Source organism: Neobacillus novalis NBRC 102450 (assembly GCF_001591805.1).
In the GTDB taxonomy this organism is placed as follows: domain Bacteria; phylum Bacillota; class Bacilli; order Bacillales; family Cytobacillaceae; genus Neobacillus; species Neobacillus novalis.
The window spans coordinates 25,005-46,684 of sequence record NZ_BCVP01000039.1 but is presented as its reverse complement, the minus strand read 5'-3'; the positions used below and the strand labels follow the sequence as shown (position 1 = coordinate 46,684).

Genomic DNA, 21,680 nt, shown 5'->3' with positions numbered 1-21,680 from the left:
ATGGATAAGGAGTTGATTGCAATGAGTAAAAAAATTGCTGTTTTAGTAACGGATCATTTTGAGGATTCCGAATATGCGGAGCCCGTTCAGTCCTTGAAGGAAAAGGGCCATGAGATAACTGCAATCGAAATGGAAAAGGGAAAAACCGTAAAGGGGAAGCAGGGACAAAGTGAAGTCGTCATTGATGAAAGCATTGATGATGTCTCTCCTGAGGACTTTGATGCACTTTTCCTTCCAGGTGGATTTTCGCCGGATATACTTCGTGCAGACGAGCGTTTTGTACGCTTCACCAAAGCATTTATGGATGCTAAAAAACCTGTACTAGCCATTTGCCACGGCCCCCAGCTGCTGATCACAGCAGAAACGCTTGAAGGGCGTGATGTAACGGGATATAAGTCCATTCATGTAGACTTAAAGAATGCCGGCGCTAATTTGCATGACAAAGAAGTCGTCGTGTGCCAGAATCAGCTGGTCACCAGCCGACAGCCGGATGACATACCAGCCTTTGTACGAGAATCCTTGCGAGTTTTGGGTTAACGAAGAGAGCAGGAGGTGCTTCCTTCTGTCTCTTTTTTATGCCTTATAAAGATGGAAAGTAGGAAAAAAATTAATGTACCACTTCTTCATTTTAGATTTTATATTTCTAGGAAGAGTACTACGAACTTTACAACAAAAAGTAGGAATTTTATTAGTAATCTGATATTCTTCTAGTGATTTTAATAATAGTCAGCGGGGAGGTATTCTCTCCATTCTTTCCATGTTTCCATGTAACCACTTAAGTCCTGCGGATGTACTTTAATACATACTCCGATACGGTTATATAATTGAAAAAGAACTTCATCCAAAATTCGTTCCTTAGTAAAAGAAGCATAACTATTCCACAACGAAAATAATGACAATAGCGTGCTTAAATTTAGACTATCTGGAGAAGAACAAAATGCATAAGTAAAATCGTATACTTTTGGACCAATTAAAGGTGATGGGTCAATAACTCCTTTTAATTGATGATCCAAATATACAAAATTATGAACACCCGTATCCCCATGTAGATAATACTTCACTTCTTGATGATGATAGGTATCCAATTTATTTACCAATTTCACTATTCTTTTATGGTCCTCAATTGGCAGGAAATCACCTATAATCTCTTGAGCAGACTTTAAACTACTTTGGTTAAAATCTGACCATGAGTTTCTATGTATTCCATTTACTCTACCCCAGGGAATGTTATTACCAGCCATTTGGTATTTATCGAATAGCTCTTTTATTAATATTGTCATCCATTCTAATTTAGATCCCCGATTATAGTGTGTCTCTCCAGAAATATAAGAGTACGCGATAAATTCTTTGTCATCGTCTGTATAAAGAACGTCAGGAAACAAGTTTATATCCTTATAGGCTAGCAGAAAATCCTCAGTAGAAGTTATAATCGTCGGGTGGTCTATTTTTATTACAAAGGTCGGCATATTATTTGCAAGAAGAGTATATAACATGCCATTGGTTGTGCCACTTCTTAACCTCTTTAATTCCAGACCATCATTCATTATCAACCCTTTATTAATTAAGACATCAATGATTTCATTTATTTTTTTCATCATATTTTCCTCGTTATGTGAATCTTTCTTCAAGCAAGATATTTTTCTTTAAATATCGTACTCAATTCACTCCATACATCAAATTTATTTCCATTTAAATCATAAAAAACAAAGTTCCTTCCAGCGTGTCCCCGGTTCTCAATTTCTCCAACTTTTATTTCTTTTTCGATAAAGTTTCTATGAATAGCTTTTAATGCATCTAATCCATTCACTTCAAATGTTATCGAAAAACGCTCTTCACCGTAAATATCATAAAAGTTTGAACTTTGATTTTCCTTTGATTTAACAAGAAAAATGCTTTGGTTGGCAAAGTTCAAAATTGCTTTGTCTTCATCTTTGTAGCTTAACTCAGCTCCTAATTTATTTACGTACCATGTGGAGGAATTCTCCACATCCCTTACAGGTATATAAGTTGTACCCACCCTTACTAATTTTTCGTTCATTTGATTTCCTCCTATTCATAACAAAAGTATTATATTTATATTCTTCGTTAATCAATAAGAACCTTCTAAAATAGTTAAAACATAAACACCATTTTGTTGAAATAGAAAAAACTATCTCAGGAACAGCTTCAACCTTCATTATCCTCTAATCCCTTATTCGTTAAATCTCCCCATCAAAATAGTATTATAGTAATTCCCGTCAGACAGAACCTTGTCCTTTTTTAAAAGACCTTCCACTTCAAAACCATATTTTTGATAAAGCGTAATTGCTTTGTTATTGGTTTCAAGGACACTCAAAGTAATTTTCTTAATTCCATTTGAATCCGCCCAATGAATGGATTCTTTTAAAAGGCTTTGTCCTATACTGTACCCCCAAAACTCTTTTAATACACAAACGCCAAATTCTACCTTATGAGAAGTTCTTTTCAATTTGTTCCCTTCACACCTTGAAAAACCTACAATTTTTCCATTTACTTCAGCAACTAAAAATAGGTTATTCACACTTTCTGTATCATCTTTAATGATTTGCTTAAAACCTGATTCATCTATGTACGCCTCGCCACTTTCTCGATCTAAATTTTCTGTTTCACCATCGATTTGCACCCTTACCTCAGACAAATCTTTTGCATCCTTTTCGTTTGCAGACCTAATGATATAACGTAAATCATGAATAAAATATTCTCTTGAATTAATCCTAATTATCATTCACTCCCATCACTTCTTTTGAATTAAATTATACGTAAATCTAATAAGCATTTGCAAAAAATTGAGAATCTTTCCAGAAGCATTTTCTTTTTCTCTAATAAAATTGCCCAAAACAAAAAAAGTCTTCTCTTCCCATCAAATAGTTCAGTCATATCCGACCACTACCTGTATTTGTATTTCCGCCTTAAATAAACAATTTCAAAAATGGAATACTAACAGCATCTAATTGAAATTGGGTGGGATGAAATTGAAAACCAATGAAAATACATTATCTATTTTCGCTTTAGGCGGAATCAATGAAATCGGTAAAAACATGTATGTTATCGAATATGGAGAAGATCTCATCATTATCGACTGTGGCGGTAAATTTCCAGATGAGAGTCTATTAGGAATCGATTTAATTATTCCGGATGTTACTTACTTAGAAGAGAATCAAGAAAAAATCCGTGCATTAATTGTGACACATGGACACGAAGATCATATTGGCGGAATTCCTTACCTCTTGCGAAAAATAAATGTCCCCATTTATGCCACACGTTTTACTCTTGGTTTAATTGAATTAAAATTAGAGGAGCACCGGCTTACTAGGGATACAAAACTCATACCCATTAATTCCGATTCCAAACTCGACCTGGGAGAGTTGAACGTATCCTTTTTCCAAGTAAGCCATAGCATTCCGGATTGTTTAGGGATTGTCTTTCATACGCCTGCAGGGAATGTTGTTCATAGTGGCGACTTCAAATTCGATTTAACACCCGCAAATGACCAATATTCAGATATTCATAAAATGGCGGCTATCGGTCAGCAAGGTGTCTTATGTTTAATCTCTGAAAGTACCAATGCAGAGCGCTCCGGCCTGTCACCATCAGAGCGGATGGTCGGCAGCCATCTGAATGAGGCTTTTATGAAAGCAGATGGAAAGATTTTTGTTTCGACCTTCGCTTCGAATGTGAATCGTGTTCAGCAAATAGTCGAAGCTTGTATGAAGACGAATCGAAAGCTTGCCTTGCTTGGCCGCAGTATGGTCAATGTAGTCTCAGTAGCGATGGAACGTGGATATCTAACCGTACCGGATGGGATGCTGATTGAGGCAAGGGAAGTCGATCAATTTACTCCTGAAAAAGTTGCCATCCTCTGTACGGGGAGTCAGGGAGAACCCATGGCAGCCCTTGCCCGCCTTGCTAGTGGTAATTATCGGGATGTTTCTATTTATCCCGGGGACACCGTTATTTTAGCAGCATCGCCAATACCCGGAAATGAGAAAGATGTTTCACGCATTATCGATAACTTATTTCAACTGGGCGCTATAGTGATTTATGGATCTGGAAGCTCAACAGGCATGCATGTTTCTGGGCATGGATACCAGGAAGACTTAAAGCTCATGCTTACCTTAATGAAGCCAACCTATTTTATTCCCGTTCACGGTGAATTTAGAATGCTGCATCACCATCGTTTGCTCGCCGAATCGGTTGGAGTCGTGCCAGGAAACACGTTTATTATTAAAAATGGGGATGTAGTTGATATCGAAAACTCCATTGCCCGCCAGACTCGGAGGATACCGGCTGGGGATACGTATGTGGACGGAATGGGCGTCGGCGATGTAGGCGAAATTGTGCTCCGAGACCGCAAACAGCTTTCTGAGGATGGTATGCTCGTGATTGTTTTAACCTTAAGCAAAACGGAGGGAAAAATTATTCAAGGTCCTGACACGATAACCCGTGGTTTCGTATACGTAAAAAATTCTGAAGATCTCCTCAGAGAGATTAACCGCATCGTTAAAAAAACAGTTACTGACTTACAAGCGGAGAAAATTCGCCAGTGGAATGTAGTCAAACAAAATATTAAAAAATCGGTTGGCCAATATTTATTTACAAGAACAAAGAGAAGGCCGATGATCCTTCCGATTATTATTGAAATATAAGGACGCTCACAAATGAAAATACGAAAAAATAAAGCTTCCTCGTTGGAGTATAGGGCTCCATTCTCTGGTGCTTTGTTGTTAAAAGACACAAGAATTGACGTATGAATTGGCATACGTCTTTTTCTTTATTTATCAAGGTTTCTACAAAATTCTATTAACTTTGACATAGCAATTGACATCATTATTATGGTGGACAATAAGTATTGTACAATTAAAAAAGAGGATTAAAACTTCTGTCATTTGCAGTACCGTTTTGAGTTCCAATTTTATTGATCTTTATAAGCTGCAGATTCCTGCATCTAGGATCAAGGAGGGTCCGCACTTATCGGTTGGGGGAGCAAGGTAAGCACCCAATCTGATAAATAGACGGAAAAATTCCGCTTAATGAGAAATTATTATAAAAAAAAGCGTAAATAGACGGAGAGATTCCGCCTATTGACTCGAAAAATTCGAAAATGGGGGTATTTGCTTGGTATAATCGGAAAACCTCCCCTTATTTACTCCGAAATCAGCTCCAATCTGCATTTAACCGGAAAACCTCCCCTTATTTACTCCGAAACTAGCTCCAATCTGCATTTAACCGGAAAATTTCTGCTTATTATGCTTTGCTGATTACTCGATTAAGGACAAGACATTTTTATTTAAAAGGGAGTGAGTTTTAGCTCAAAAATGCAAAAGAACCTCATTTTGATGTGTTACGGTAAACCGTATCCAAGTAGGTGAGATTTTATATATATATAAGGTTTTAGTATTCCTAATAAAGAAACTCGCCAATTACTTCTGCGAGTTTCACATTTAATATACCAATAACGGTGTCAATACGACTGTCTTTTCAGCAGGTATTTTTTTAATATACACCTCAATACGGAACCCTTTATCGTTGGAGGAAACTTTATTTTTATTCGATTACTTTAACCCGGAAACAAGTCAGAAGATAAATATCTCTCGCCTGTATCCGGAGCCAAGCATAGAACTCTTGCCGAAGACGGGAGTCTTTTGGCAATTTCAACAGCAAAATGGGCAGTGGATGCACCTGATGCCCCGACAAAGATTCCTTCTTGTGCGGCAAGTTGGCGGGCCATGACTTCAGCATCTTCATCTTTAATGAGCAGGATTTCATCGAAAATTTCACGGTTTAAGATTTTCGGGATAAACCCTGGACCTGTTCCGGGAATTTTATGAGGCCCCGGTTTACCGCCTGATAGGACCGGTGATCCGAATGGCTCGATCACATATATTTTTAAGTTTGGGATTGATTTCTTTAATTCTTCTCCGACACCGGTAACAGTCCCGCCCGTTCCTGCCGTTACCACTAAGGCATCCAGCTTTCCTGCAAAAGCTTCCAAAATCTCGACAGCAGTCGTTCCACGGTGGGCATCTGCATTGGCCGGATTCTCAAACTGCATGGGAATAAAACTGTCCGGAAGTTCTCGGGCCAAACGGTTGGCCTCATCAATTGCTCCTTGCATGCGCATGGCCCCTGGAGTTAAATGAACTTCCGCTCCATAAGCCTTTAAGATTTTTACACGCTCTTGAGTGGCATTGTCAGGCATGGTGATAATACAGCGATAGCCTTTCACCGCAGCTACCATGGCAATGCCAATCCCCGTATTTCCAGATGTCGGCTCAATAATCGTACTTTTTCCAGGAATCAGTTTCCCCGTTTCCTCCGCACGCTCAATCATGTTCACCGCTGCACGGTCCTTCACGCTTCCCCCGGGGTTAAAAGATTCAAGTTTCATATATACTTCAGCACCTGATGGGTCTGGAATTTTATTAAGTTTGACAGTTGGGGTATTCCCAATTAAATCAAGAATAGAGCTATAAAGTTTCATTTTCTTCACCTTTCAAAATCATTTTTACAAAACAGAAGCAGGGATCTAAGTGAACTCACCTAGTATCCCTTCGCTCATGTTTAATTAATAAATTGCGTATCAATTAATGCGTTAAACTCTGGCAGTTCTTTTAAAAATTTTAGGTAAACAGAAGAATTGGCAAATTGTTCAATTACATCCTGATTTACATCTTCAGTAAAGTGGATGTGTCCCCAAGCCGTATCCATTACGTCTTGGTCAAGTCCTTGCTTTGTAATCTCCTTAATACTCTTAACCGTAATTTTCTTTGCTTCATCAGGGTTTTTATTGATAAAATCAATCGCTTCTTTTTGTGCCTTGACAATTTTCGCAATCACTTCTTTGTTAGCTTTAATTTTCTTGCCACTAGCCACTAAAATGGTATTCGGTAATGTATTTCCGTAAGAAATTTGGGAGCTGTCAACAATAATTTTTGCTCCTGTCTCTTTTACTAATTGTGATGCCCACGGTTCTGGTACAGCGGCTAAATCCACTTTACCAGATTCAAACATACTTGCATATTGTGCAGGGTTTCCGGTTACATGCTTCAAGGTTCCCCCGATTCTAGCCGATGAAATGCCATAGTCTTGCAGGAATGTTTCCATTTGGACATCATGTGTGCAGCCGACACCAGGTGTGATAAACGTTTTGCCCTTGAAATCCTCAACAGCATTGATCCCGCTTTTTTTACTTGCAACGATTGCTGTTCCGCCTGATGATGCCCCCGCAATAATTTTAACATCTGCACCGTTTGTAAAGTTATTCATAACCGGCCCAGGACCTACCAAACCGGCATCGATATCACCTGTCTTTAATGCCGTCATAAAGGCGCCGCCATCAGGAAACGTTTTGTATTCCACTTTCACGTTTTTACCTAATTCCTTTTCATAATACCCTTTTTCTCTCGCTACCATTGCCGGTGCATGATCGATATTTGGAAAATAGCCAATTACGACCTTTTCGGAACCAGCACCGCCGCTCGATGCGTTTGAACCGCAGCCAGCTAATAATCCCATACTTAGCAAAAATGACATACCGATGATTTTTGTCTTTTTCTTCATCTTTCTTTCTCCCCCTTATTTACTTGTTTCCAATCCCCAACGGCGAATGACATTTTGTTCGATTCGTTGGAAGAAAGTAAGATCTACAATCGTCCCAATGACTCCGATAATAATCATAATACCAATGACCATACTCATATTTCCGAAATCGGATGCGTACTTGAGCGTATAACCCAGCCCAGGCCCGGTACTCAAAATTTCTCCTGCCATCAGCGCGCGCCAGGCGAATGCCCAGCCCAGTCTAATCCCGGTAACGGCATACGGAACGGAAGCAGGAAGAATAACCTTTGCAAACAGATCAAGTCCGCCAGACCCCATCGTTTGTGCAGCCCTGATATAAAGAGGCGGTACATTCTTAATCCCAATCCGCATATTGATGGTAATAACAAGGGTTGCCCCCAGAATCACAATAAAAATAACAGAGCTTTCATTTAGGCCAAACCACATAATCGCAATTGGTAGCCAGACAATACTTGGTACACTCTGCAGCGCTAAGATCAAGGTACCTAATGTTTCATCCGCTGTTTTATTTTTTGCTAACAAGATTCCTAAACAGAAGCCAATGATAATGGCAATTACTAAACCAATGGCTAATCTTCGAAAACTTGCAAGAATATCGTAAATAAGGGTTTTATCTTCAAAGCCTGTAGCAAGTGCTTTCACTACGTCAGTCGGTGCAGGCATAAGGGCCGGCGAAACATTCAATATCTTCACAGCTGCCTGCCATATGATGAGTAAAAGTGTAAAGAATATAATTCGTTTAATTGTTCGCTGCATATGCCAGTTCCTCTTTTACCACTTTATCAATCTCCGTTTTTAACAAGCCATTAATTTTTTCTGCTAATTTAGCTACTGCTTGCGGATGCTCACCGCGAGGTCTTGGAGTTTTCACATGGATGTCTTCAAGAACAACACCCGGTCTCGTTCCCATGACAATGATTCTGTCCGATAGTTTAATAGACTCACTAATACTATGGGTGACGAATAGAATCGTCTTTTTTGTTTCAATCCAGATTTTCTCTAATTCATGATGAAGTCTTGCGCGTGTCTGTTCATCAAGAGCACCAAACGGTTCATCCATCAGCAATACCTTGGGATTCATCGAAAGTGCCCTGGCAATGGAGACCCGTTGCTGCATTCCGCCAGAAAGCTCATGCGGGGAATGCTTTGTATAGTTGCTTAGCTGAACCATTTGTAAATACTGATGGGCAACTTCCCTTGCTTCACTTTTCTTCATTTCCTTTCGAAGCGGGAACATCACATTTTCTTCGACCGTCATCCAAGGAAATAAGGCTGCCTCTTGAAAAACCATCCCCCGGTCCTTCCCCGGTTTTTTGATTGGATTCCCACCCAACAAGATCTCACCGCTCGTTGGCTTCGTTAAGCCGGCAACAATCGATAACAAGGTCGATTTCCCGCAGCCTGAAGGTCCAAGAATCGAGACAAACTCTCCTTCTTTAATATCGAGATTTATATTTGTTAAAACATCACTTGTAACCTTTTGATTGATAAATTGTTTGTTAATGTTATTTATTTGGAGAAACAAGTCATCACCCACTTTACCTATAATTCACATTGACTTAATCGGATTAATATTGTTTATTATATAATTTCCAATACTAAAGTCAAGGAATTTTCAGAAAATTATTCAGGTTTTTTTATACTAGCTAAATTGAAGAATGATATAATAATAGCATTAAATGTTAAGGGGGTGCTTACAGTTGGAGAATCACGTAAGATTGTCTGGTACTTCTTCCACTCATGCAAAGCCGATTATTGGAAAGGCGATACTTTGTATGGGGCGAAACATTTAATTAAATCGCTGAACAAGCTTTTCTAATATTTTGGCTTTGCACCTTATTTTTTTCAAAATTAAAATAAGGAGCGGGCAAAATTGAAATATATTAATGCAAACAAAGTTTTACCTGAAAAGCTAATCGTGGAAATCCAAAAGTATGTCCAGGGGGAAACTCTTTACATTCCCAAGCTCGAAACGGAATATCGCAAATGGGGAACCTCAAGTGGAGGGAGACGGCTGCTTGATCGCCGTAATGCCACCATTAGAAATTCTTTTATTAGTGGCAACAGCATCCAGCAACTTGCTAAGGAATATTACCTTTCAACTGAAACGATAAAGAAAATTGTATACTCACATAAAAAGTAAATAAAACAGCACTGGTGAAAATCCTTCATCAGTGCTGTTTTATGTAAAGGCTCTTTTCTAAAAGATTGTTGCTTTTATTGATTCGCTAATAAAATTGAAAATTCGCTGATAAATTGGTCGAATTCGCTAATAAAATTGTAGATTCGCTAATAAACATCCAAAATCCGCTGATATATCTGTTCCACTTATTAATAAGGTGTAATTTTACACTGTTTTAACGATTTTTGGGAGCATAATGAGGGTTAATAACAACATTCTTTACGAAAACAGCCTATGTAAAAAACGTTTCTAAGTCATTTTTTCTATTTTATAAGCTTGCTGCACTCGTTAAAATAAGTGTAATGAGGAACCGAAATATGATAGGAGATAAACACGATGACCGAAAAATTTATTAAAAATGAACAGTTAAATTTTATAAAAAGACAGATTGCTCTGATTAAGGACAGCACCAAAAAAAATGTACCACCAAACGTTTTGGCTGCTGTGATTGACTTAGCCAATGCCAAAATCTTGGACCTCTTTCCAAATGCAGCATTGGATCAACAAGAAATGCTGGATCTATCCAGACTGAAGACAGATGCCGAATATGAGCAATATATCCAGCATCTTTCGGCCTTTTTACTGCCATTTCCAAGAATCACCGAACAGCAGCTGAAAAAAATGTTTCCGAAGAATAAAAAATTAAAGCTTCCAGATTTATCAAATATAGACCACAGCCTGCTGACCTATTTAAGCTGGAACGATCTAAGCTCCAATAAAAAATTTATTGTATATGAGTTAGATGGAAAAATGGTCGGCATTGAATGTAAATTTGCACCGACTAGTAAAAATAATATTTGTTCATTCTGTAATTGTTTTGGCCAGGTTTCCTATTTTTCTACCGTAACTAAAGCGAAAAATCCTAAAAATCCGGATTATTACAAGGCCATCGGCAACCTGATTTGCGCCGATAGCAGCGAATGCAATAAAAAAATAACCGATACCGACTATTTAACAACTTTTCTAAGAGACTCCCTAAGAATGTGAAAACTTCACATGGTGCCTGACACCATTGTGAAGTTTTCACATTTGCTTTTTCTCCCCATACTCAATATTTTCCTTCTTCTTAAATCTAGTTAGAATTTAGAAATTTAATAAGGTTGATGTCTGTTTCCTCAGCCGATTTACCAAGCCAAATTAAATGCCCCCATGAGTCAAGCAGACATAGTTCTGATGAAGGAATGTTTTCATTAGCATGAAAGGCATGTTCTAACGGGACAGAGCCATCGTGTTTACTATGCATGATAAGGGTTGGACACCCAATAGCTTGTAAATCTTCGCTAGCTATATCATTGACTTGTATTAGATCTATAAAGAATCCATATCCTGACTGTTGGCGATTATTCATTTTTCTAATCGCTTCTACATCTTCCTTATTCATTTTCCTTTTTGCTTCATCATAAGTTAGATTACTAAACGAAGGGAACATTTTTTTAAAAATAAACTGAGGAAACTGATTGTTCATAAGTGAAATTAATTTCCATGTATATTTTTCAACTTTTGGACGGAATAAAATCCTAGCCGCTTTATATTCCTTATCCTTAGGAGTAAGCCATTCCTTTGTTACTGCAGATTGCAAGGTTAATGAAGCAACAAGTTCCGGATAGTGTGCAGCAAAATAAATCCCGCTGGGTCCCCCTGCAGAAATAGAAAGTAGATGAACCTTTTCGATGTTTAAATGGGCTAGCAATCTTGAATAATAGCTACAGGCAGTTGCTAAGCTTTTTCCAACTTCTTTTGATGTGCCCCCATATCCCGCTCTTGATGGGGTTATGATGGAGAAACCATTCTCTACTAATGCCTTATAACCAAATTCCTCATGACAATTGGAATGTCCCCCGTGCATGACAAATATGGGTTCCCCTTTTCCGATTATTGAATATTCAATGGATATGTCTTCAAATGAAAATAGCTTGATTATTCTTTCCATTAATCGTTCCCCTTTTGAACACAATCCTATATATAGCTACTGACTTCCGTTTAATTTGAATTTGCAGACATCCCGCCATCAATCCGGTACTGACTGCCGCTGATAAATGAACTATCATCGGAAGCAAGGAATAGAACCAATTTGGCGATTTCAATTGGTTCTGCGTATCTTCCAAAAGGAATAAGCTGTTTATACTCTTCATAAGCCTGTTCAGGCTGACCTGGATATGTTCTTTCTTCAATCGATCTCATCATTCTCGTATTCACACTTGTAGGATGAATCGAATTGACGCGTACATTTTTGTTTGCTGCTTCTAGTGCTGCTGTTTTTGTTAGACCAACTACCGCATGCTTCGAAGCAACATAGGGTGATAGAGTAGGATATCCCATCCAGCTCGCATCAGAAGCTGTATTGATAATACTCCCCCCTCCTCGCTCCATCATGACGGGCAGAACATGCTTTAATCCTAAAAAGACACCTCGTACGTTGATATTCATCACTTCATCAAAGTCCTCGACTGATTGTTCAACCAAAGGCGCAATTTTTCCTTCTATTCCTGCATTATTGAAGAAAATATCAATTTTTCCAAAGCGATCCACTGCTGTTTTGACATAATGAATGGTATCAGATTCTTGGGAAACATCTGCTTTAATTGTGATTACCTCACCAAACGAATCAAGTTCAGCTTTAGCATTCTGAAGGGATTCAACTGATCTACCCACTAAAACAACCTTTGCACCTTCTGTTAAAAATAATTCAGCGGTTTCCTTTCCAATCCCGCCTGCTCCACCTGTGATCACCGCTACTTTTCCTTCTAATTTAGCCATTTGGAATCCTCGCTCTCTCTTTTCAGATAATTCAAGTTTATTCTTTTTGCCAGTCTTCTTCAAATGTTATTACTAGAAAAAGAGTCTTCAAAAAGTGGTGCCTGACCTACAGTCAATGCACTTTATCTAATGAAAGCGTTCTAAAAAGACGAACAATCTTTACATTGTATGAATTAATGTTCGCTTTTTTTGAAATTTAGGGTTGAATTACTGTGTCAACATGCTATAATGTGAACATATATTTATAAGACTTCGCTCATATAATCGCAGGAATATGGCCTGCAAGTTTCTACCGGATTACCGTAAATAATCTGACTATGAGTGGGTAATGAGAAAAATGCACAGGTTAATCGTGCACTTTTTCTATTTCCTTTTGGACATTTAGCCCAAAGGTCATTGCCTCACTCGATTATTGAAGTGAGCGATGATCTTTGGGCTTTTTAATTTTCATTAGGGGGAAACTACACAATGAACTTTTTAGAAAAAAGAATTAAAAAGGACGGAAAAGTACTGTCAGAGCATGTATTAAAGGTCGATTCGTTTTTAAACCACCAAATTGATCCCAACTTAATGCTCGAAATTGGAAAAGAGTTTGCAGAACGATTTGCGAATGATGGAGTTACGAAAATCGTAACGATTGAATCATCGGGGATTGCACCTGCGGTAATGGCTGGTTTATTTTTAAAGGTTCCGGTTGTATTTGCTCGAAAAAGAAAATCCTTAACACTTAATGGAGATTTACTGACAGCAAGTGTTCATTCTTTTACCAAGAATGAAACAAACGAAATCTCTATTTCAAAAAAATATGTAAATAAAGAAGATCGTGTGCTAATCATAGATGATTTCCTTGCAAATGGACAAGCAGCTCTTGGTTTAGTAGAAATCGTTCAACAAAGCGGTGCCAAGGTTAAAGGGATTGGCATCGTGATTGAAAAGTCTTTCCAACCAGGAGCTCAACTATTAACGAAACAAGGGATTAGGGTTGAATCCATAGCAAGAATTGCCTCTTTAGAAAATGGAGAAGTCACCTTTATCAATGAAAAAGTGGAGGAGTTAGTCTAATGAAACAACATCCATTGAAAACCACCTCTTTAGGGATTCAGCATGTATTAGCGATGTATGCAGGGGCCGTCATCGTTCCTCTTATTATCGGCGGGGCACTTGGTCTTTCTAGTAAACAATTAGCCTATTTAGTCTCACTTGATATTCTGACAAGTGGAATCGCTACATTACTACAAGTATGGCAAAACCGTTATTTCGGTATTGGACTGCCCATCGTGTTGGGCTGTACGTTTACCGCTGTGGGGCCGATCATTGCGATTGGAGGACAGTATGGTCTTTCCGCTATCTATGGATCGATACTGGTTTCTGGAATCATTGTTATGCTCATTGCGACTTTCTTTGGTAAGATGATCCGTTTCTTTCCGCCAGTCGTTACCGGATCTGTCGTAACCATCATTGGAACAACACTGATTCCAGTCGCTATGAATAACGTTGCTGGGGGTCAAGGCAGCCTTGATTTCGGTTCCATTACCAATATTACGCTTGCATTTGGGACATTATTATTCATTATTATCCTTTACCGAATTTTTAAAGGCTTTATTCGCGCGATATCTATTCTTTTAGGATTGATGGCTGGAACAAGTGTAGCTTTTTTTATGGGAAAAGTTAACTTTTCTTCAGTCGGTGAGGCTTCCTGGTTCCATATGGTAACCCCTTTCCATTTTGCCACACCATCATTTGAGCTGGCTCCGATCATTACCATGACTCTTGTAGCGATGGTGAGTCTCGTAGAATCATCAGGTGTCTATTTTGCTTTAAGTGATATTACTGGGAGGAAACTTACGGAAAAAGACTTGGTAAGAGGCTATCGTTCCGAAGGTCTGGCTAGTGTCATTGGAGCCGTATTTAATTCATTCCCTTATACCACCTATTCGCAAAATGTCGGACTTGTCCAGTTTTCAGGCGTGAAAGACAAAAAGGTCATTTATACAACAGCTGGCATATTGATTCTTCTTGGATTTGTTCCAAAAATTGCTGCCTTAACAACCATAATTCCTACCTCCGTACTCGGCGGTGCGATGGTGGCTATGTTTGGGATGGTGATTGCTTCCGGAATAAAAATGCTTAGCAAAGTTGATTTTTCATCTCAAGAAAACCTCTTGATCATCGCTTGCTCTGTTGGTGTCGGTTTAGGTGTCACAACGGTTCCAAATCTATTTGCACAGTTGCCAGACAGTATTAAAATCCTAACAAGCAGCGGGATTGTTGCTGGCAGTTTTACGGCCATTTTTCTAAATATCGTCTTTAATGTCTCTAAACCGTTAAAGCAAAGCCAACCTTCTCAAGGCTTAAAGGTATCTTAATGGGGTACCACCAAGATTATGTAAAATGGGGTCAGGAAGTGGTGCCTGACCCCCAGTATGTTAAAGCATTACTGCACCGGGGGACAGGCACCAATATTTGATCGCTGTTTTATTACTAGTGAAAAGGACTAAGAAAAAATTCATTCACATCTAACAATAGAGAAACAATAATGTTGCTTAACGGTCTACTTTTTTAAAATAAAAATAAATTTTTTCTAGTTTTTTTGTTTGTTTTCCCATCGGACTTTCCATGTTACCAAATTCAAAAAACTTCACTTTTTTGATCCCTACAAAATTAAATAAGGCTTTTTTCATCAATATTTTATGCGAATTATTTAACCAGAAAAGTGGATATTTTGTAGGTCCCTTCATAGTAGACACACATACAACTGATTTCCCTTTCAATAATCCTTCTGGCAGAAGCCCCTTTTTATCTTTGTAGGCAAAATTTGCTGCAAATAATTGATCAATGTACCCCATCAGCATTGCTGGAGGTCTTCCCCACCAGATTGGATAGACAAAGACAATCTTGTCAGCCCAAGAAATTTGCTTTCTATATTTTTCAAGGTGAGGATCACAATACATATCACGTCTTCGTTTATTCTCATTAAACACTAGGAGCGGATTAAAGCCTTCTTCATACAAATCTAAGACCTGTAACTCCTTTATGTTAGGATTTTCATTACTTCCTTTGATAATCTTTTCTAAAAATGCGTAACATAAACTTTTGTGATTAGGATGCGTGTAAATAACCAGGATTTTCATAACCCACCCCCATTACTTATCATTTGATAACAAAATCATAACACCGCTCTTTTTTATTGTCAAATGATAATTGTATTATGATAACAAATTTGTTATCTTCTTAATAAGAGGTGAGCAATATGGACAAAAAAGCTCTTTTTTTTAAATGTGTGTCTTTTACAACTTCAGTTCATCGTGTGACACATGAATTAACACAAAATGCCAAATCTGATTCCATCACTCCAGTTCAATATAGCATTCTTGAGTATATAACCGTCAGTCAGCCTGTTACCCTTAGTGATATTAGTGATTGTCAGCATATATCGATGCCAAATACTAGTCGTGAGGTGAAAAAATTAAGCGAAAAAAATTTAATTGAAAAGATAAGTGATACCGAAGATCGACGAAAACAATACATTCGTCTCTCTAAAGATGGAGAAATCATGATGAACGAAGCCTTTGCATGTGTAGAATCTCGCTTCCAAAATCGAATACAAAATGCTTCGAAAGAAGATTTAGAGGATATTGAACGCGCCCTGGATATTCTTCAGACAAAACTATTTTATAAATAGATATGAAATTACAAGAAAATAGCATCCTCAAATGAAAATTGTTTACAACTAATCAATTGAGGGTGTTTAAGTATTCATTTTTATCGCGGTCAATTTTTGAATCTAAAAAATGTTTTTCAATTCGTTTGGATAGGAATTATTGTAGAATGGATTTTCAGTAAAATAAAACCAAAAAGGTGCCTGACCCTTATTACCAAGCATAAAACTCCATCTTCTTAAAAATTGACCAATTATTTACACTTCAAATACTAAAAGTTAATAAAGTACATATATACTTAAACTCTGAAAAGTCAATTCAAAAGGAGTTGCCTTAATGGTCGTGACCCATGGTGACCCACTGGCATGTGAATGAACAGGAACACTCGACCAACGCCAATCTTTTCTTTACAAATGTCAAAGGAGTGAAACTATGACTCAGTCCATTGCAAGGCTAGGAAAATTCACCTCCATTCTTTCAGGAATTCTCCTTATCTTTGCCCATTCTTTCAATTTCGGAGCAGGCGAATTTGGTACCAGTTTCGGAAATCTACTCGTCTTTTTTGCTCATTTGCTTTTGGTCTTTGCTTTTTTTAGCCTGTACTTCTTTCTTGGTGAGAACAATGGAATCTTGGGATTTTTGGCCATGCTTTTTGGGATTATTGGCAATATTATTGTCACATCGATTGTCTACGTAGAAATAGCTCAGGCATTCATGGAAAAAGCCAGTCCTGTTTTCAACACACCCCTTACCGAACCGTCCTTTTTATTTGGTCCGCTCTTATTTGTTTTAGGTATGATTCTATTTGGAATTACCATTATTCGCAGTAAAGTGCTGCCAGCCTACTCGGGCTGCCTTCTGTTAATCGGCACTATCGTGTTTGCAGCAGCGAGTGTCGCAGGTATTTTTCAGGCCATAATTGAAGTCCTTGGGGCAATTTTTACAGGGGCGGGATTGATTTTAACAGGAATAAAATTCGATCATAAATCTTTTAACGAAAAAAATGGTCAGTCCCCATCATTATAGTTTGATTTTTTGCAGGCAGAAATAAGCATTTGTTCAACTTGTTTTTCAAAGGATAAATGCTTACCATTTCTAGCCACTGAACCAATATAGATAAATATCAAGATATTTAGTTGCTACATCTTGGAATCTATCCATCCAGTTTTTTAGAATGAGCTTTGCTTGCAATCTGTAGGGCTTTTTCAATCACATTTGTTTTAGTTGACCTTAATCATTTTCAAAGGATTTTTTCTAAAATGAAATTCTATTTTTTGTTATTGCTTAGCATATTATTTTCCAATAGAAAAACCGCTCATAGAAGATAGCGGTTGAAATTTTGACGATCTAACATCTATGATCGATTGACAGCTTAAAATTCATTTCTTATTATCTTAATAACCCAATGGTTCTTCTCCAAAATGCTCCCATAGTGTTGGGAACATCTCCGCTAAATCATCTTCGTCTTCCCAATCAAATTCTATATCACTATTAGATTTTAATCCTTTGTCAGCTAGTAAATCTTGCATTTCATCGCTTCTAAATGCTCCTATTACATTCGCCTTTTTCATCCAATTTCCTGCAACCCTGACCTTTTTCCTAATAACAAATAATAAATCCCGATTAACATGTGAAAGGGTTGTACTCGGAGCTAAATTAAACTTAACTTTTGGCAGCCAATAGCCTTCAAAAATCGGTCAATTAAACGTCATGTTACAAAAGGTAATGTTATAATTATAGGCAATGTTCGAGAAGTCTGAATGGAAAGGATAAATCCATCATATGGAAAAATATAACTTGGTTACTAAAAATAAAAGTTTAACGCCTAATTATAAAATTGACGATAAATCCATTTATTTTGACATCTATATCAGCGCTGGAAAAGAAGTTTGTATTATTGGAGAATTAGACAACAACTATCTATGTTGGTGTTCGATTACAAGTCTTTCTGAAAGGGAAACAAATGTTCAAATCTTTCAACATTTATTAAACCTTAATCCAAACATCATTTCCAACAAAACAAGTGCATTAGGTGCGCGTTTTCAGGAGGTCAGAAACTGGCATAGGTTCCGCATCGAGAAAAGGCATTATAAAAATGGTGAATATCTTTACTACTCTGCAGGAACCCAGATTTTTTGCGGAGAAAATACTAATAAAGAAAACGTTTTTGAAAGTGAAATGAATAGCTTTTATCGTGCTGAATTAGCGAAATGTGAATACCGTTTGATTGATCGTTCCTATCTAAAAATCCTAGAAAAATATAAAAAGATTTTAACTGCCAAACAGCATTTTGAGTATTATGTTGAAATGAAACCCCTCATATCCATATTAGAAACCGAAAGTTATCTTAAATTATGCCCTAATGAAAAAATAAGTGGTCTATATCTTGAATGTATGAAAGAGTGTTCTAACTTATATAACAGTTATATGACGGCAGTACGATGATCAAGTATCTTACAGCGAGGTTTTTTCGAAAGAATATCGTTGTTATGGATTTTATTCAGTATGTTAATCAAAAGAATCATCTGCCTGCCCCGTGTATTAAGCGCGTTACTTCATTGGGGGACAGGCACCAATATTAATTTTTTAACTTTGAACCTAAATCCAACAGCAAAGCAACTAAAACAGAGATGGCCGATAACACTAAAAAGCCCGTACTAATAATGCCAGTCATTAACCAGCCCGAGCCAATCCAAATATACAGCCATCCTAGTAAACCAATGATTAAGAAGCAGAGAGAGATTACATATTTTAGATTTTTCTTTTTCGGCAGATATAAATTAATTGCGTAAAAGCCATAAAGAACAAAAAATGAAATGAAAAAGACTATAACCCATCCGCCCATTCCTTTGACCTCCCAGTCTCAATTATCTAGATATAAGGGAATCTACTTCTCATTGCTGTTTTTGGATTTCTCTATCGTTAGGGCTAAACAATCGATCTATTTCAATCTTTAACTCATCTAACAACTTAAAGTTTGACTGGTAACCCACACTTGCAGCCACGTTCCGGTAGTACCATTCCTGATCCACTTTACCACGATTAAACCTTTCCCAGACCATATCACCGATTTGTTCATAGTCGTTCATGATGGACTTTAAATTATGTAATTTATCAGCACAGGCAACAACTCTGATATCTTCTGGGGCAGTCTTTAGAAACTCAATCGTATGCTGCTTTCTTTTCTCCCAAGATAATGTTTTATCAGGTTCTGAGCATCCTTCTACAATACTAGCGATTGTAGGGCCAAATTCCCGTTCAATATCTGCTAATGAAAGTGTTGTATCTTCAACTGTATCGTGTAAGATTCCTGCGGCAACAATATCATCACCATACCCTGCTTTCATTAACATCATCCCAACTGCAACCGGATGAGTGATATAGGGAATATCGGTATGTTTTCTACACTGATTTACATGTGCACGACCTGCAACCTCTAGGGCTTTTTCAATCACATTCATAAGAGGCTTTCCTCCCTTTCCTTTAAAAGACCAATTACTAAAATACTGATTAGACCTTTTCAAATAGCCTAACTCATCATAATCACCGAATAAAAAACCAACAAATAAATGATTTACATTTTATTTACAATTAGTTTATCAGAGATTAATAAACAGGCGTTATACTGAAACTATAAAAAGTCATGCTAATGGAGGTCCGTGATGATCGAATTCATGGTTCGACTGGTTATTCTCATTCCCATTTGCACAATTCTTTGAGTGGATCACTAATGGGATATTTTCCTAAACAAATTTCGTGACGAATTGGAAACCTATGCGGGATTTCAGTTTTATTCTCACTCATCAACTGCATTTGGATATATTTGTACCAGCTGATATCCCCTCTTTTCAAACATACTACAAAGTAATTTCCCAAAATTCACGATCTGTTAGCACAAGATCGTAGGGTGTTTTGATATTCACCCACTGAATGCTTCGTTTATTCGTAATAGGCAGCGCTTCTTCACCGTTCCAACAAGTAAAATACTCAACAATCCCACTAGCTTGAAGGGCATTGCCAATATATGAATGGAGCAGCCCCAAACATTTTTCATCGATTGCATTCCCTTTTAAACAATCTTTTAGAAACAGGAAATTATAACTACACGCTACTTGATAGTTGAAACTGAAATGCGGACTATAGTTAAATCTCACTTTGGTTTCACTATCATAATTGTTTTCAAATGACAAATGTGCAAAATCCAATTCAGTTTCAAATACATTGGGCTGTTCAGGGGAAACTGGGTTTAAGCCATAGGAACCTTCTGGCAGGTTCAGGGGTGAGGCTAGATAAATGTATTGTGTCAAAAGATTATTCACCTCTTTTACCTTAGGTTAGATCGGTAATTATTAGTTTAACTGCAAGCCTTCACAATCTCTCCTGAACTCCCAAACTCATTAATTAAGATTGCAGTGCATCTTGTTCCTCTTCGCCTTCGGGACCGTAATAGTGGTTAAGCTATACACAATCTATTTTAACTATAAATTAATTTTTTTAGTGGAACTAAATCTGTACCCTTATCGTAAAAAGAAAAAGAGCTGCCGCAGCAACCCTTTCTTCACTAAAGCCTCCGTTACTTTAAGTGCATTCTTTCACATTCTATATCCTAGTTTTCATACATTGAATCATCAACTTCAACAGTATATCAGATTAATCAACCACAAGTTTTTATGTAATGAATCAACATTTAATATTACCTCAAACTGAAATAGGCACTTAAATCAGTGACAATGACCTAACAGAAATCATAATTTGTTGAAGAGAGTACAGGTGTATATGATGGTTTCATTTAAACGAAACTGACGAATTACCCTCGTGTATCTCTCTATATAGGTGTATGACTAACCTAATTAATAAATACAAAGGGGAGGAAAAAATGCAGAATCTTCAAAACGAACTTCAAATGTTAGGAATGGATAATTTCCAAGTTGGTAATTTAATTACCATTGATCCAAACCTCAATGATCCGCGTCATTTTGGCGGAATGCGTTGCGGCGGCGGCATGATGTGTGGTGGCATGCGTTGCGGCGGTATGCGTTGCGGGGGCTTTCGTTGTGGAGGATTCCGATGTTTCGGTTGCTTCGGCTGCTTCGGCTGTGGCGGTTGTGGCGGTTGTGGTGGTTGTTATAGCGGCTACAACGATTACAACGGTTGGTACAATTACTAATTCACAAAAGAAAAAATGGATATCTATTGAAATAAAGTGCCCATGCATAATTTGCCGCAAGGGCACTACTTTACTGATTATCATTTTGTACAAAAAATCATACACTAACTGATAGTGCACAATTGGAACGATTAGGAATTCGTTCTTTCACTAACCTGCCCCGTTTACACAAAAAGAAAAGAGATCGCAGCAGCCGCTCAGAGTTTAACTCCTGCAACCGTTGGATTAGCAAAATATTTTTATAAAAGTTTAGACATATAACATTCAACGACAAAATTGCCGTTAATGTAAAACGAATGTCAATAGATTATGCTGC

The 21,680-nt window shown here is 37.6% G+C and carries 25 protein-coding genes, 1 pseudogene and 1 riboswitch; of the genes and pseudogenes, 11 read left to right on the top strand and 15 right to left on the bottom strand.

Annotated features, from left to right (window positions below; genetic code table 11):
* The first annotated feature begins 21 nt into the window (after nt 1–21).
* Nucleotides 22–537, top strand: coding sequence for a type 1 glutamine amidotransferase domain-containing protein (locus BANVL01_RS22105; protein ID WP_066083006.1), 516 nt, complete (start codon nt 22–24; stop codon nt 535–537).
* A 179-nt stretch (nt 538–716) separates the two neighbouring features.
* Here BANVL01_RS22105 and BANVL01_RS22100 read toward each other — a convergent pair whose 3' ends face one another.
* The 3 genes from BANVL01_RS22100 to BANVL01_RS22090 all read right to left on the bottom strand — a co-directional run bounded on the left by BANVL01_RS22100 (nt 717) and on the right by BANVL01_RS22090 (nt 2,737).
* The gene (locus BANVL01_RS22100; protein WP_066148071.1) at nt 717–1,595 is read right to left on the bottom strand and encodes a hypothetical protein; all 879 of its coding nucleotides are present in this window, start codon (nt 1,593–1,595) and stop codon (nt 717–719) included.
* 29 nt (nt 1,596–1,624) lie between these two features.
* A complete protein-coding gene (locus BANVL01_RS22095; RefSeq protein ID WP_066083001.1) occupies nt 1,625–2,038 on the bottom strand; it encodes a VOC family protein in 414 nt (137 codons plus the stop codon).
* A 153-nt stretch (nt 2,039–2,191) separates the two neighbouring features.
* Nucleotides 2,192–2,737, bottom strand: a complete 546-nt coding sequence (locus BANVL01_RS22090; protein WP_066096083.1) for a GNAT family N-acetyltransferase — start codon at nt 2,735–2,737, stop codon at nt 2,192–2,194.
* Nucleotides 2,738–2,990: 253 nt separating this feature from the next.
* On the opposite strand from BANVL01_RS22090, the gene BANVL01_RS22085 reads away from it, so the two are divergent.
* Nucleotides 2,991–4,664 carry a ribonuclease J gene (locus tag BANVL01_RS22085; protein ID WP_066082997.1) on the top strand — a complete coding sequence of 558 codons (1,674 nt, stop codon included), beginning with the start codon at nt 2,991–2,993 and terminating at the stop codon, nt 4,662–4,664.
* A 911-nt stretch (nt 4,665–5,575) separates the two neighbouring features.
* Here BANVL01_RS22085 and cysK read toward each other — a convergent pair.
* From cysK to BANVL01_RS22065, 4 genes are all read right to left on the bottom strand, one after another.
* The gene (gene cysK / locus BANVL01_RS22080; RefSeq protein WP_066082996.1) at nt 5,576–6,499 is read right to left on the bottom strand and encodes a cysteine synthase A; all 924 of its coding nucleotides are present in this window, start codon (nt 6,497–6,499) and stop codon (nt 5,576–5,578) included.
* Between the two features lie 80 nt (nt 6,500–6,579).
* A complete protein-coding gene (locus tag BANVL01_RS22075; RefSeq protein WP_066082991.1) occupies nt 6,580–7,578 on the bottom strand; it encodes an ABC transporter substrate-binding protein in 999 nt (332 codons plus the stop codon).
* A gap of 15 nt (nt 7,579–7,593) precedes the next feature.
* Nucleotides 7,594–8,355 (bottom strand): ABC transporter permease, encoded by a 762-nt coding sequence (locus BANVL01_RS22070; protein ID WP_066082987.1) that lies wholly within the window; start codon nt 8,353–8,355, stop codon nt 7,594–7,596.
* Nucleotides 8,339–9,124 (bottom strand): ABC transporter ATP-binding protein, encoded by a 786-nt coding sequence (locus tag BANVL01_RS22065; RefSeq protein WP_066082985.1) that lies wholly within the window; start codon nt 9,122–9,124, stop codon nt 8,339–8,341. The genes BANVL01_RS22070 and BANVL01_RS22065 overlap by 17 nt, the downstream gene beginning before the upstream one ends.
* A 348-nt stretch (nt 9,125–9,472) precedes the next feature.
* On the opposite strand from BANVL01_RS22065, the gene BANVL01_RS22060 reads away from it, so the two are divergent.
* Nucleotides 9,473–9,742, top strand: a complete 270-nt coding sequence (locus BANVL01_RS22060; protein WP_066082983.1) for a CD3324 family protein — start codon at nt 9,473–9,475, stop codon at nt 9,740–9,742.
* A gap of 375 nt (nt 9,743–10,117) precedes the next feature.
* The gene (locus tag BANVL01_RS22055) at nt 10,118–10,768 is read left to right on the top strand and encodes a FusB/FusC family EF-G-binding protein (RefSeq protein ID WP_066082980.1); all 651 of its coding nucleotides are present in this window, start codon (nt 10,118–10,120) and stop codon (nt 10,766–10,768) included.
* Nucleotides 10,769–10,853: 85 nt separating this feature from the next.
* On the opposite strand, the gene BANVL01_RS22050 is transcribed toward BANVL01_RS22055, so the two are convergent.
* Complete coding sequence (locus BANVL01_RS22050; RefSeq protein ID WP_066082976.1) at nt 10,854–11,711, bottom strand: alpha/beta fold hydrolase; 858 nt, start codon at nt 11,709–11,711, stop codon at nt 10,854–10,856.
* Between the two features lie 50 nt (nt 11,712–11,761).
* Complete coding sequence (locus tag BANVL01_RS22045) at nt 11,762–12,538, bottom strand: SDR family NAD(P)-dependent oxidoreductase (RefSeq protein ID WP_066082975.1); 777 nt, start codon at nt 12,536–12,538, stop codon at nt 11,762–11,764.
* 236 nt (nt 12,539–12,774) lie between these two features.
* Nucleotides 12,775–12,876: riboswitch (purine riboswitch) on the top strand.
* A gap of 130 nt (nt 12,877–13,006) precedes the next feature.
* On the opposite strand from BANVL01_RS22045, the gene BANVL01_RS22040 reads away from it, so the two are divergent.
* Together BANVL01_RS22040 and BANVL01_RS22035 are read left to right on the top strand one after the other, a co-directional pair.
* Nucleotides 13,007–13,600 carry a xanthine phosphoribosyltransferase gene (locus BANVL01_RS22040; RefSeq protein ID WP_066082971.1) on the top strand — a complete coding sequence of 198 codons (594 nt, stop codon included), beginning with the start codon at nt 13,007–13,009 and terminating at the stop codon, nt 13,598–13,600.
* The gene (locus BANVL01_RS22035; protein WP_066082969.1) at nt 13,600–14,904 is read left to right on the top strand and encodes a nucleobase:cation symporter-2 family protein; all 1,305 of its coding nucleotides are present in this window, start codon (nt 13,600–13,602) and stop codon (nt 14,902–14,904) included. The genes BANVL01_RS22040 and BANVL01_RS22035 overlap by 1 nt, the downstream gene beginning before the upstream one ends.
* A gap of 177 nt (nt 14,905–15,081) precedes the next feature.
* Here the strand turns inward: BANVL01_RS22035 and BANVL01_RS22030 are convergent, their stop codons facing one another.
* A complete protein-coding gene (locus BANVL01_RS22030) occupies nt 15,082–15,669 on the bottom strand; it encodes an NAD(P)H-dependent oxidoreductase (protein WP_066082967.1) in 588 nt (195 codons plus the stop codon).
* A gap of 119 nt (nt 15,670–15,788) precedes the next feature.
* Here BANVL01_RS22030 and BANVL01_RS22025 point away from each other — a divergent pair, with 119 nt between their 5' ends.
* The gene (locus BANVL01_RS22025) at nt 15,789–16,220 is read left to right on the top strand and encodes a MarR family winged helix-turn-helix transcriptional regulator (protein WP_066082965.1); all 432 of its coding nucleotides are present in this window, start codon (nt 15,789–15,791) and stop codon (nt 16,218–16,220) included.
* A 409-nt stretch (nt 16,221–16,629) separates the two neighbouring features.
* The gene (locus tag BANVL01_RS22020) at nt 16,630–17,223 is read left to right on the top strand and encodes a hypothetical protein (RefSeq protein WP_066082963.1); all 594 of its coding nucleotides are present in this window, start codon (nt 16,630–16,632) and stop codon (nt 17,221–17,223) included.
* On the opposite strand, the pseudogene BANVL01_RS27500 reads toward BANVL01_RS22020, so the two are convergent.
* A pseudogene (locus BANVL01_RS27500) lies at nt 17,205–17,370 on the bottom strand (IS1595 family transposase); the annotation flags it as partial. The gene BANVL01_RS22020 and the pseudogene BANVL01_RS27500 sit on opposite strands and share 19 nt — an antisense overlap.
* Nucleotides 17,371–17,591: 221 nt before the next feature.
* Complete coding sequence (locus BANVL01_RS27495) at nt 17,592–17,768, bottom strand: molybdate metabolism regulator (RefSeq protein ID WP_235845704.1); 177 nt, start codon at nt 17,766–17,768, stop codon at nt 17,592–17,594.
* A 211-nt stretch (nt 17,769–17,979) separates the two neighbouring features.
* On the opposite strand from BANVL01_RS27495, the gene BANVL01_RS22015 reads away from it, so the two are divergent.
* Nucleotides 17,980–18,642, top strand: coding sequence for a hypothetical protein (locus BANVL01_RS22015; RefSeq protein ID WP_218010685.1), 663 nt, complete (start codon nt 17,980–17,982; stop codon nt 18,640–18,642).
* Nucleotides 18,639–18,779: a hypothetical protein gene (locus tag BANVL01_RS28070; protein WP_218010684.1), complete on the top strand. Its 141-nt coding sequence runs from the start codon at nt 18,639–18,641 to the stop codon at nt 18,777–18,779. Before BANVL01_RS22015 ends, BANVL01_RS28070 begins: the two co-directional genes overlap by 4 nt.
* Here the strand turns inward: BANVL01_RS28070 and BANVL01_RS22010 are convergent.
* From BANVL01_RS22010 to BANVL01_RS22000, 3 genes are all read right to left on the bottom strand, one after another.
* Nucleotides 18,776–19,042: a hypothetical protein gene (locus tag BANVL01_RS22010; protein ID WP_066082959.1), complete on the bottom strand. Its 267-nt coding sequence runs from the start codon at nt 19,040–19,042 to the stop codon at nt 18,776–18,778. The genes BANVL01_RS28070 and BANVL01_RS22010 overlap by 4 nt on opposite strands.
* A gap of 49 nt (nt 19,043–19,091) precedes the next feature.
* Nucleotides 19,092–19,658: an HD domain-containing protein gene (locus BANVL01_RS22005; RefSeq protein ID WP_066082958.1), complete on the bottom strand. Its 567-nt coding sequence runs from the start codon at nt 19,656–19,658 to the stop codon at nt 19,092–19,094.
* A gap of 396 nt (nt 19,659–20,054) precedes the next feature.
* Nucleotides 20,055–20,504: a hypothetical protein gene (locus tag BANVL01_RS22000; protein ID WP_066082954.1), complete on the bottom strand. Its 450-nt coding sequence runs from the start codon at nt 20,502–20,504 to the stop codon at nt 20,055–20,057.
* Nucleotides 20,505–21,073: 569 nt separating this feature from the next.
* Between BANVL01_RS22000 and BANVL01_RS26975 the strand changes: the two genes are divergently transcribed.
* Nucleotides 21,074–21,364, top strand: a complete 291-nt coding sequence (locus BANVL01_RS26975; protein ID WP_082805100.1) for a heterocycloanthracin/sonorensin family bacteriocin — start codon at nt 21,074–21,076, stop codon at nt 21,362–21,364.
* Nucleotides 21,365–21,680: the final 316 nt, after the last annotated feature.

Bases quoted from the DNA above. Each gene is read 5' to 3' on its own strand.
- BANVL01_RS22105 (WP_066083006.1), top strand. From the start codon at position 22: ATGAGTAAAAAAATTGCTGTTTTAGTAACGGATCATTTTGAGGATTCC.
- BANVL01_RS22100 (WP_066148071.1), bottom strand. From the start codon at position 1,595: ATGAAAAAAATAAATGAAATCATTGATGTCTTAATTAATAAAGGGTTG.
- BANVL01_RS22095 (WP_066083001.1), bottom strand. From the start codon at position 2,038: ATGAACGAAAAATTAGTAAGGGTGGGTACAACTTATATACCTGTAAGG.
- cysK (WP_066082996.1), bottom strand. From the start codon at position 6,499: ATGAAACTTTATAGCTCTATTCTTGATTTAATTGGGAATACCCCAACT.
- BANVL01_RS22075 (WP_066082991.1), bottom strand. From the start codon at position 7,578: ATGAAGAAAAAGACAAAAATCATCGGTATGTCATTTTTGCTAAGTATG.
- BANVL01_RS22070 (WP_066082987.1), bottom strand. From the start codon at position 8,355: ATGCAGCGAACAATTAAACGAATTATATTCTTTACACTTTTACTCATC.
- BANVL01_RS22055 (WP_066082980.1), top strand. From the start codon at position 10,118: ATGACCGAAAAATTTATTAAAAATGAACAGTTAAATTTTATAAAAAGA.
- BANVL01_RS22050 (WP_066082976.1), bottom strand. From the start codon at position 11,711: ATGGAAAGAATAATCAAGCTATTTTCATTTGAAGACATATCCATTGAA.
- BANVL01_RS22045 (WP_066082975.1), bottom strand. From the start codon at position 12,538: ATGGCTAAATTAGAAGGAAAAGTAGCGGTGATCACAGGTGGAGCAGGC.
- BANVL01_RS22040 (WP_066082971.1), top strand. From the start codon at position 13,007: ATGAACTTTTTAGAAAAAAGAATTAAAAAGGACGGAAAAGTACTGTCA.
- BANVL01_RS22035 (WP_066082969.1), top strand. From the start codon at position 13,600: ATGAAACAACATCCATTGAAAACCACCTCTTTAGGGATTCAGCATGTA.
- BANVL01_RS22030 (WP_066082967.1), bottom strand. From the start codon at position 15,669: ATGAAAATCCTGGTTATTTACACGCATCCTAATCACAAAAGTTTATGT.
- BANVL01_RS22025 (WP_066082965.1), top strand. From the start codon at position 15,789: ATGGACAAAAAAGCTCTTTTTTTTAAATGTGTGTCTTTTACAACTTCA.
- BANVL01_RS22020 (WP_066082963.1), top strand. From the start codon at position 16,630: ATGACTCAGTCCATTGCAAGGCTAGGAAAATTCACCTCCATTCTTTCA.
- BANVL01_RS27495 (WP_235845704.1), bottom strand. From the start codon at position 17,768: ATGAAAAAGGCGAATGTAATAGGAGCATTTAGAAGCGATGAAATGCAA.
- BANVL01_RS22015 (WP_218010685.1), top strand. From the start codon at position 17,980: ATGGAAAAATATAACTTGGTTACTAAAAATAAAAGTTTAACGCCTAAT.
- BANVL01_RS28070 (WP_218010684.1), top strand. From the start codon at position 18,639: ATGATCAAGTATCTTACAGCGAGGTTTTTTCGAAAGAATATCGTTGTT.
- BANVL01_RS22010 (WP_066082959.1), bottom strand. From the start codon at position 19,042: ATGGGCGGATGGGTTATAGTCTTTTTCATTTCATTTTTTGTTCTTTAT.
- BANVL01_RS22005 (WP_066082958.1), bottom strand. From the start codon at position 19,658: ATGAATGTGATTGAAAAAGCCCTAGAGGTTGCAGGTCGTGCACATGTA.
- BANVL01_RS26975 (WP_082805100.1), top strand. From the start codon at position 21,074: ATGCAGAATCTTCAAAACGAACTTCAAATGTTAGGAATGGATAATTTC.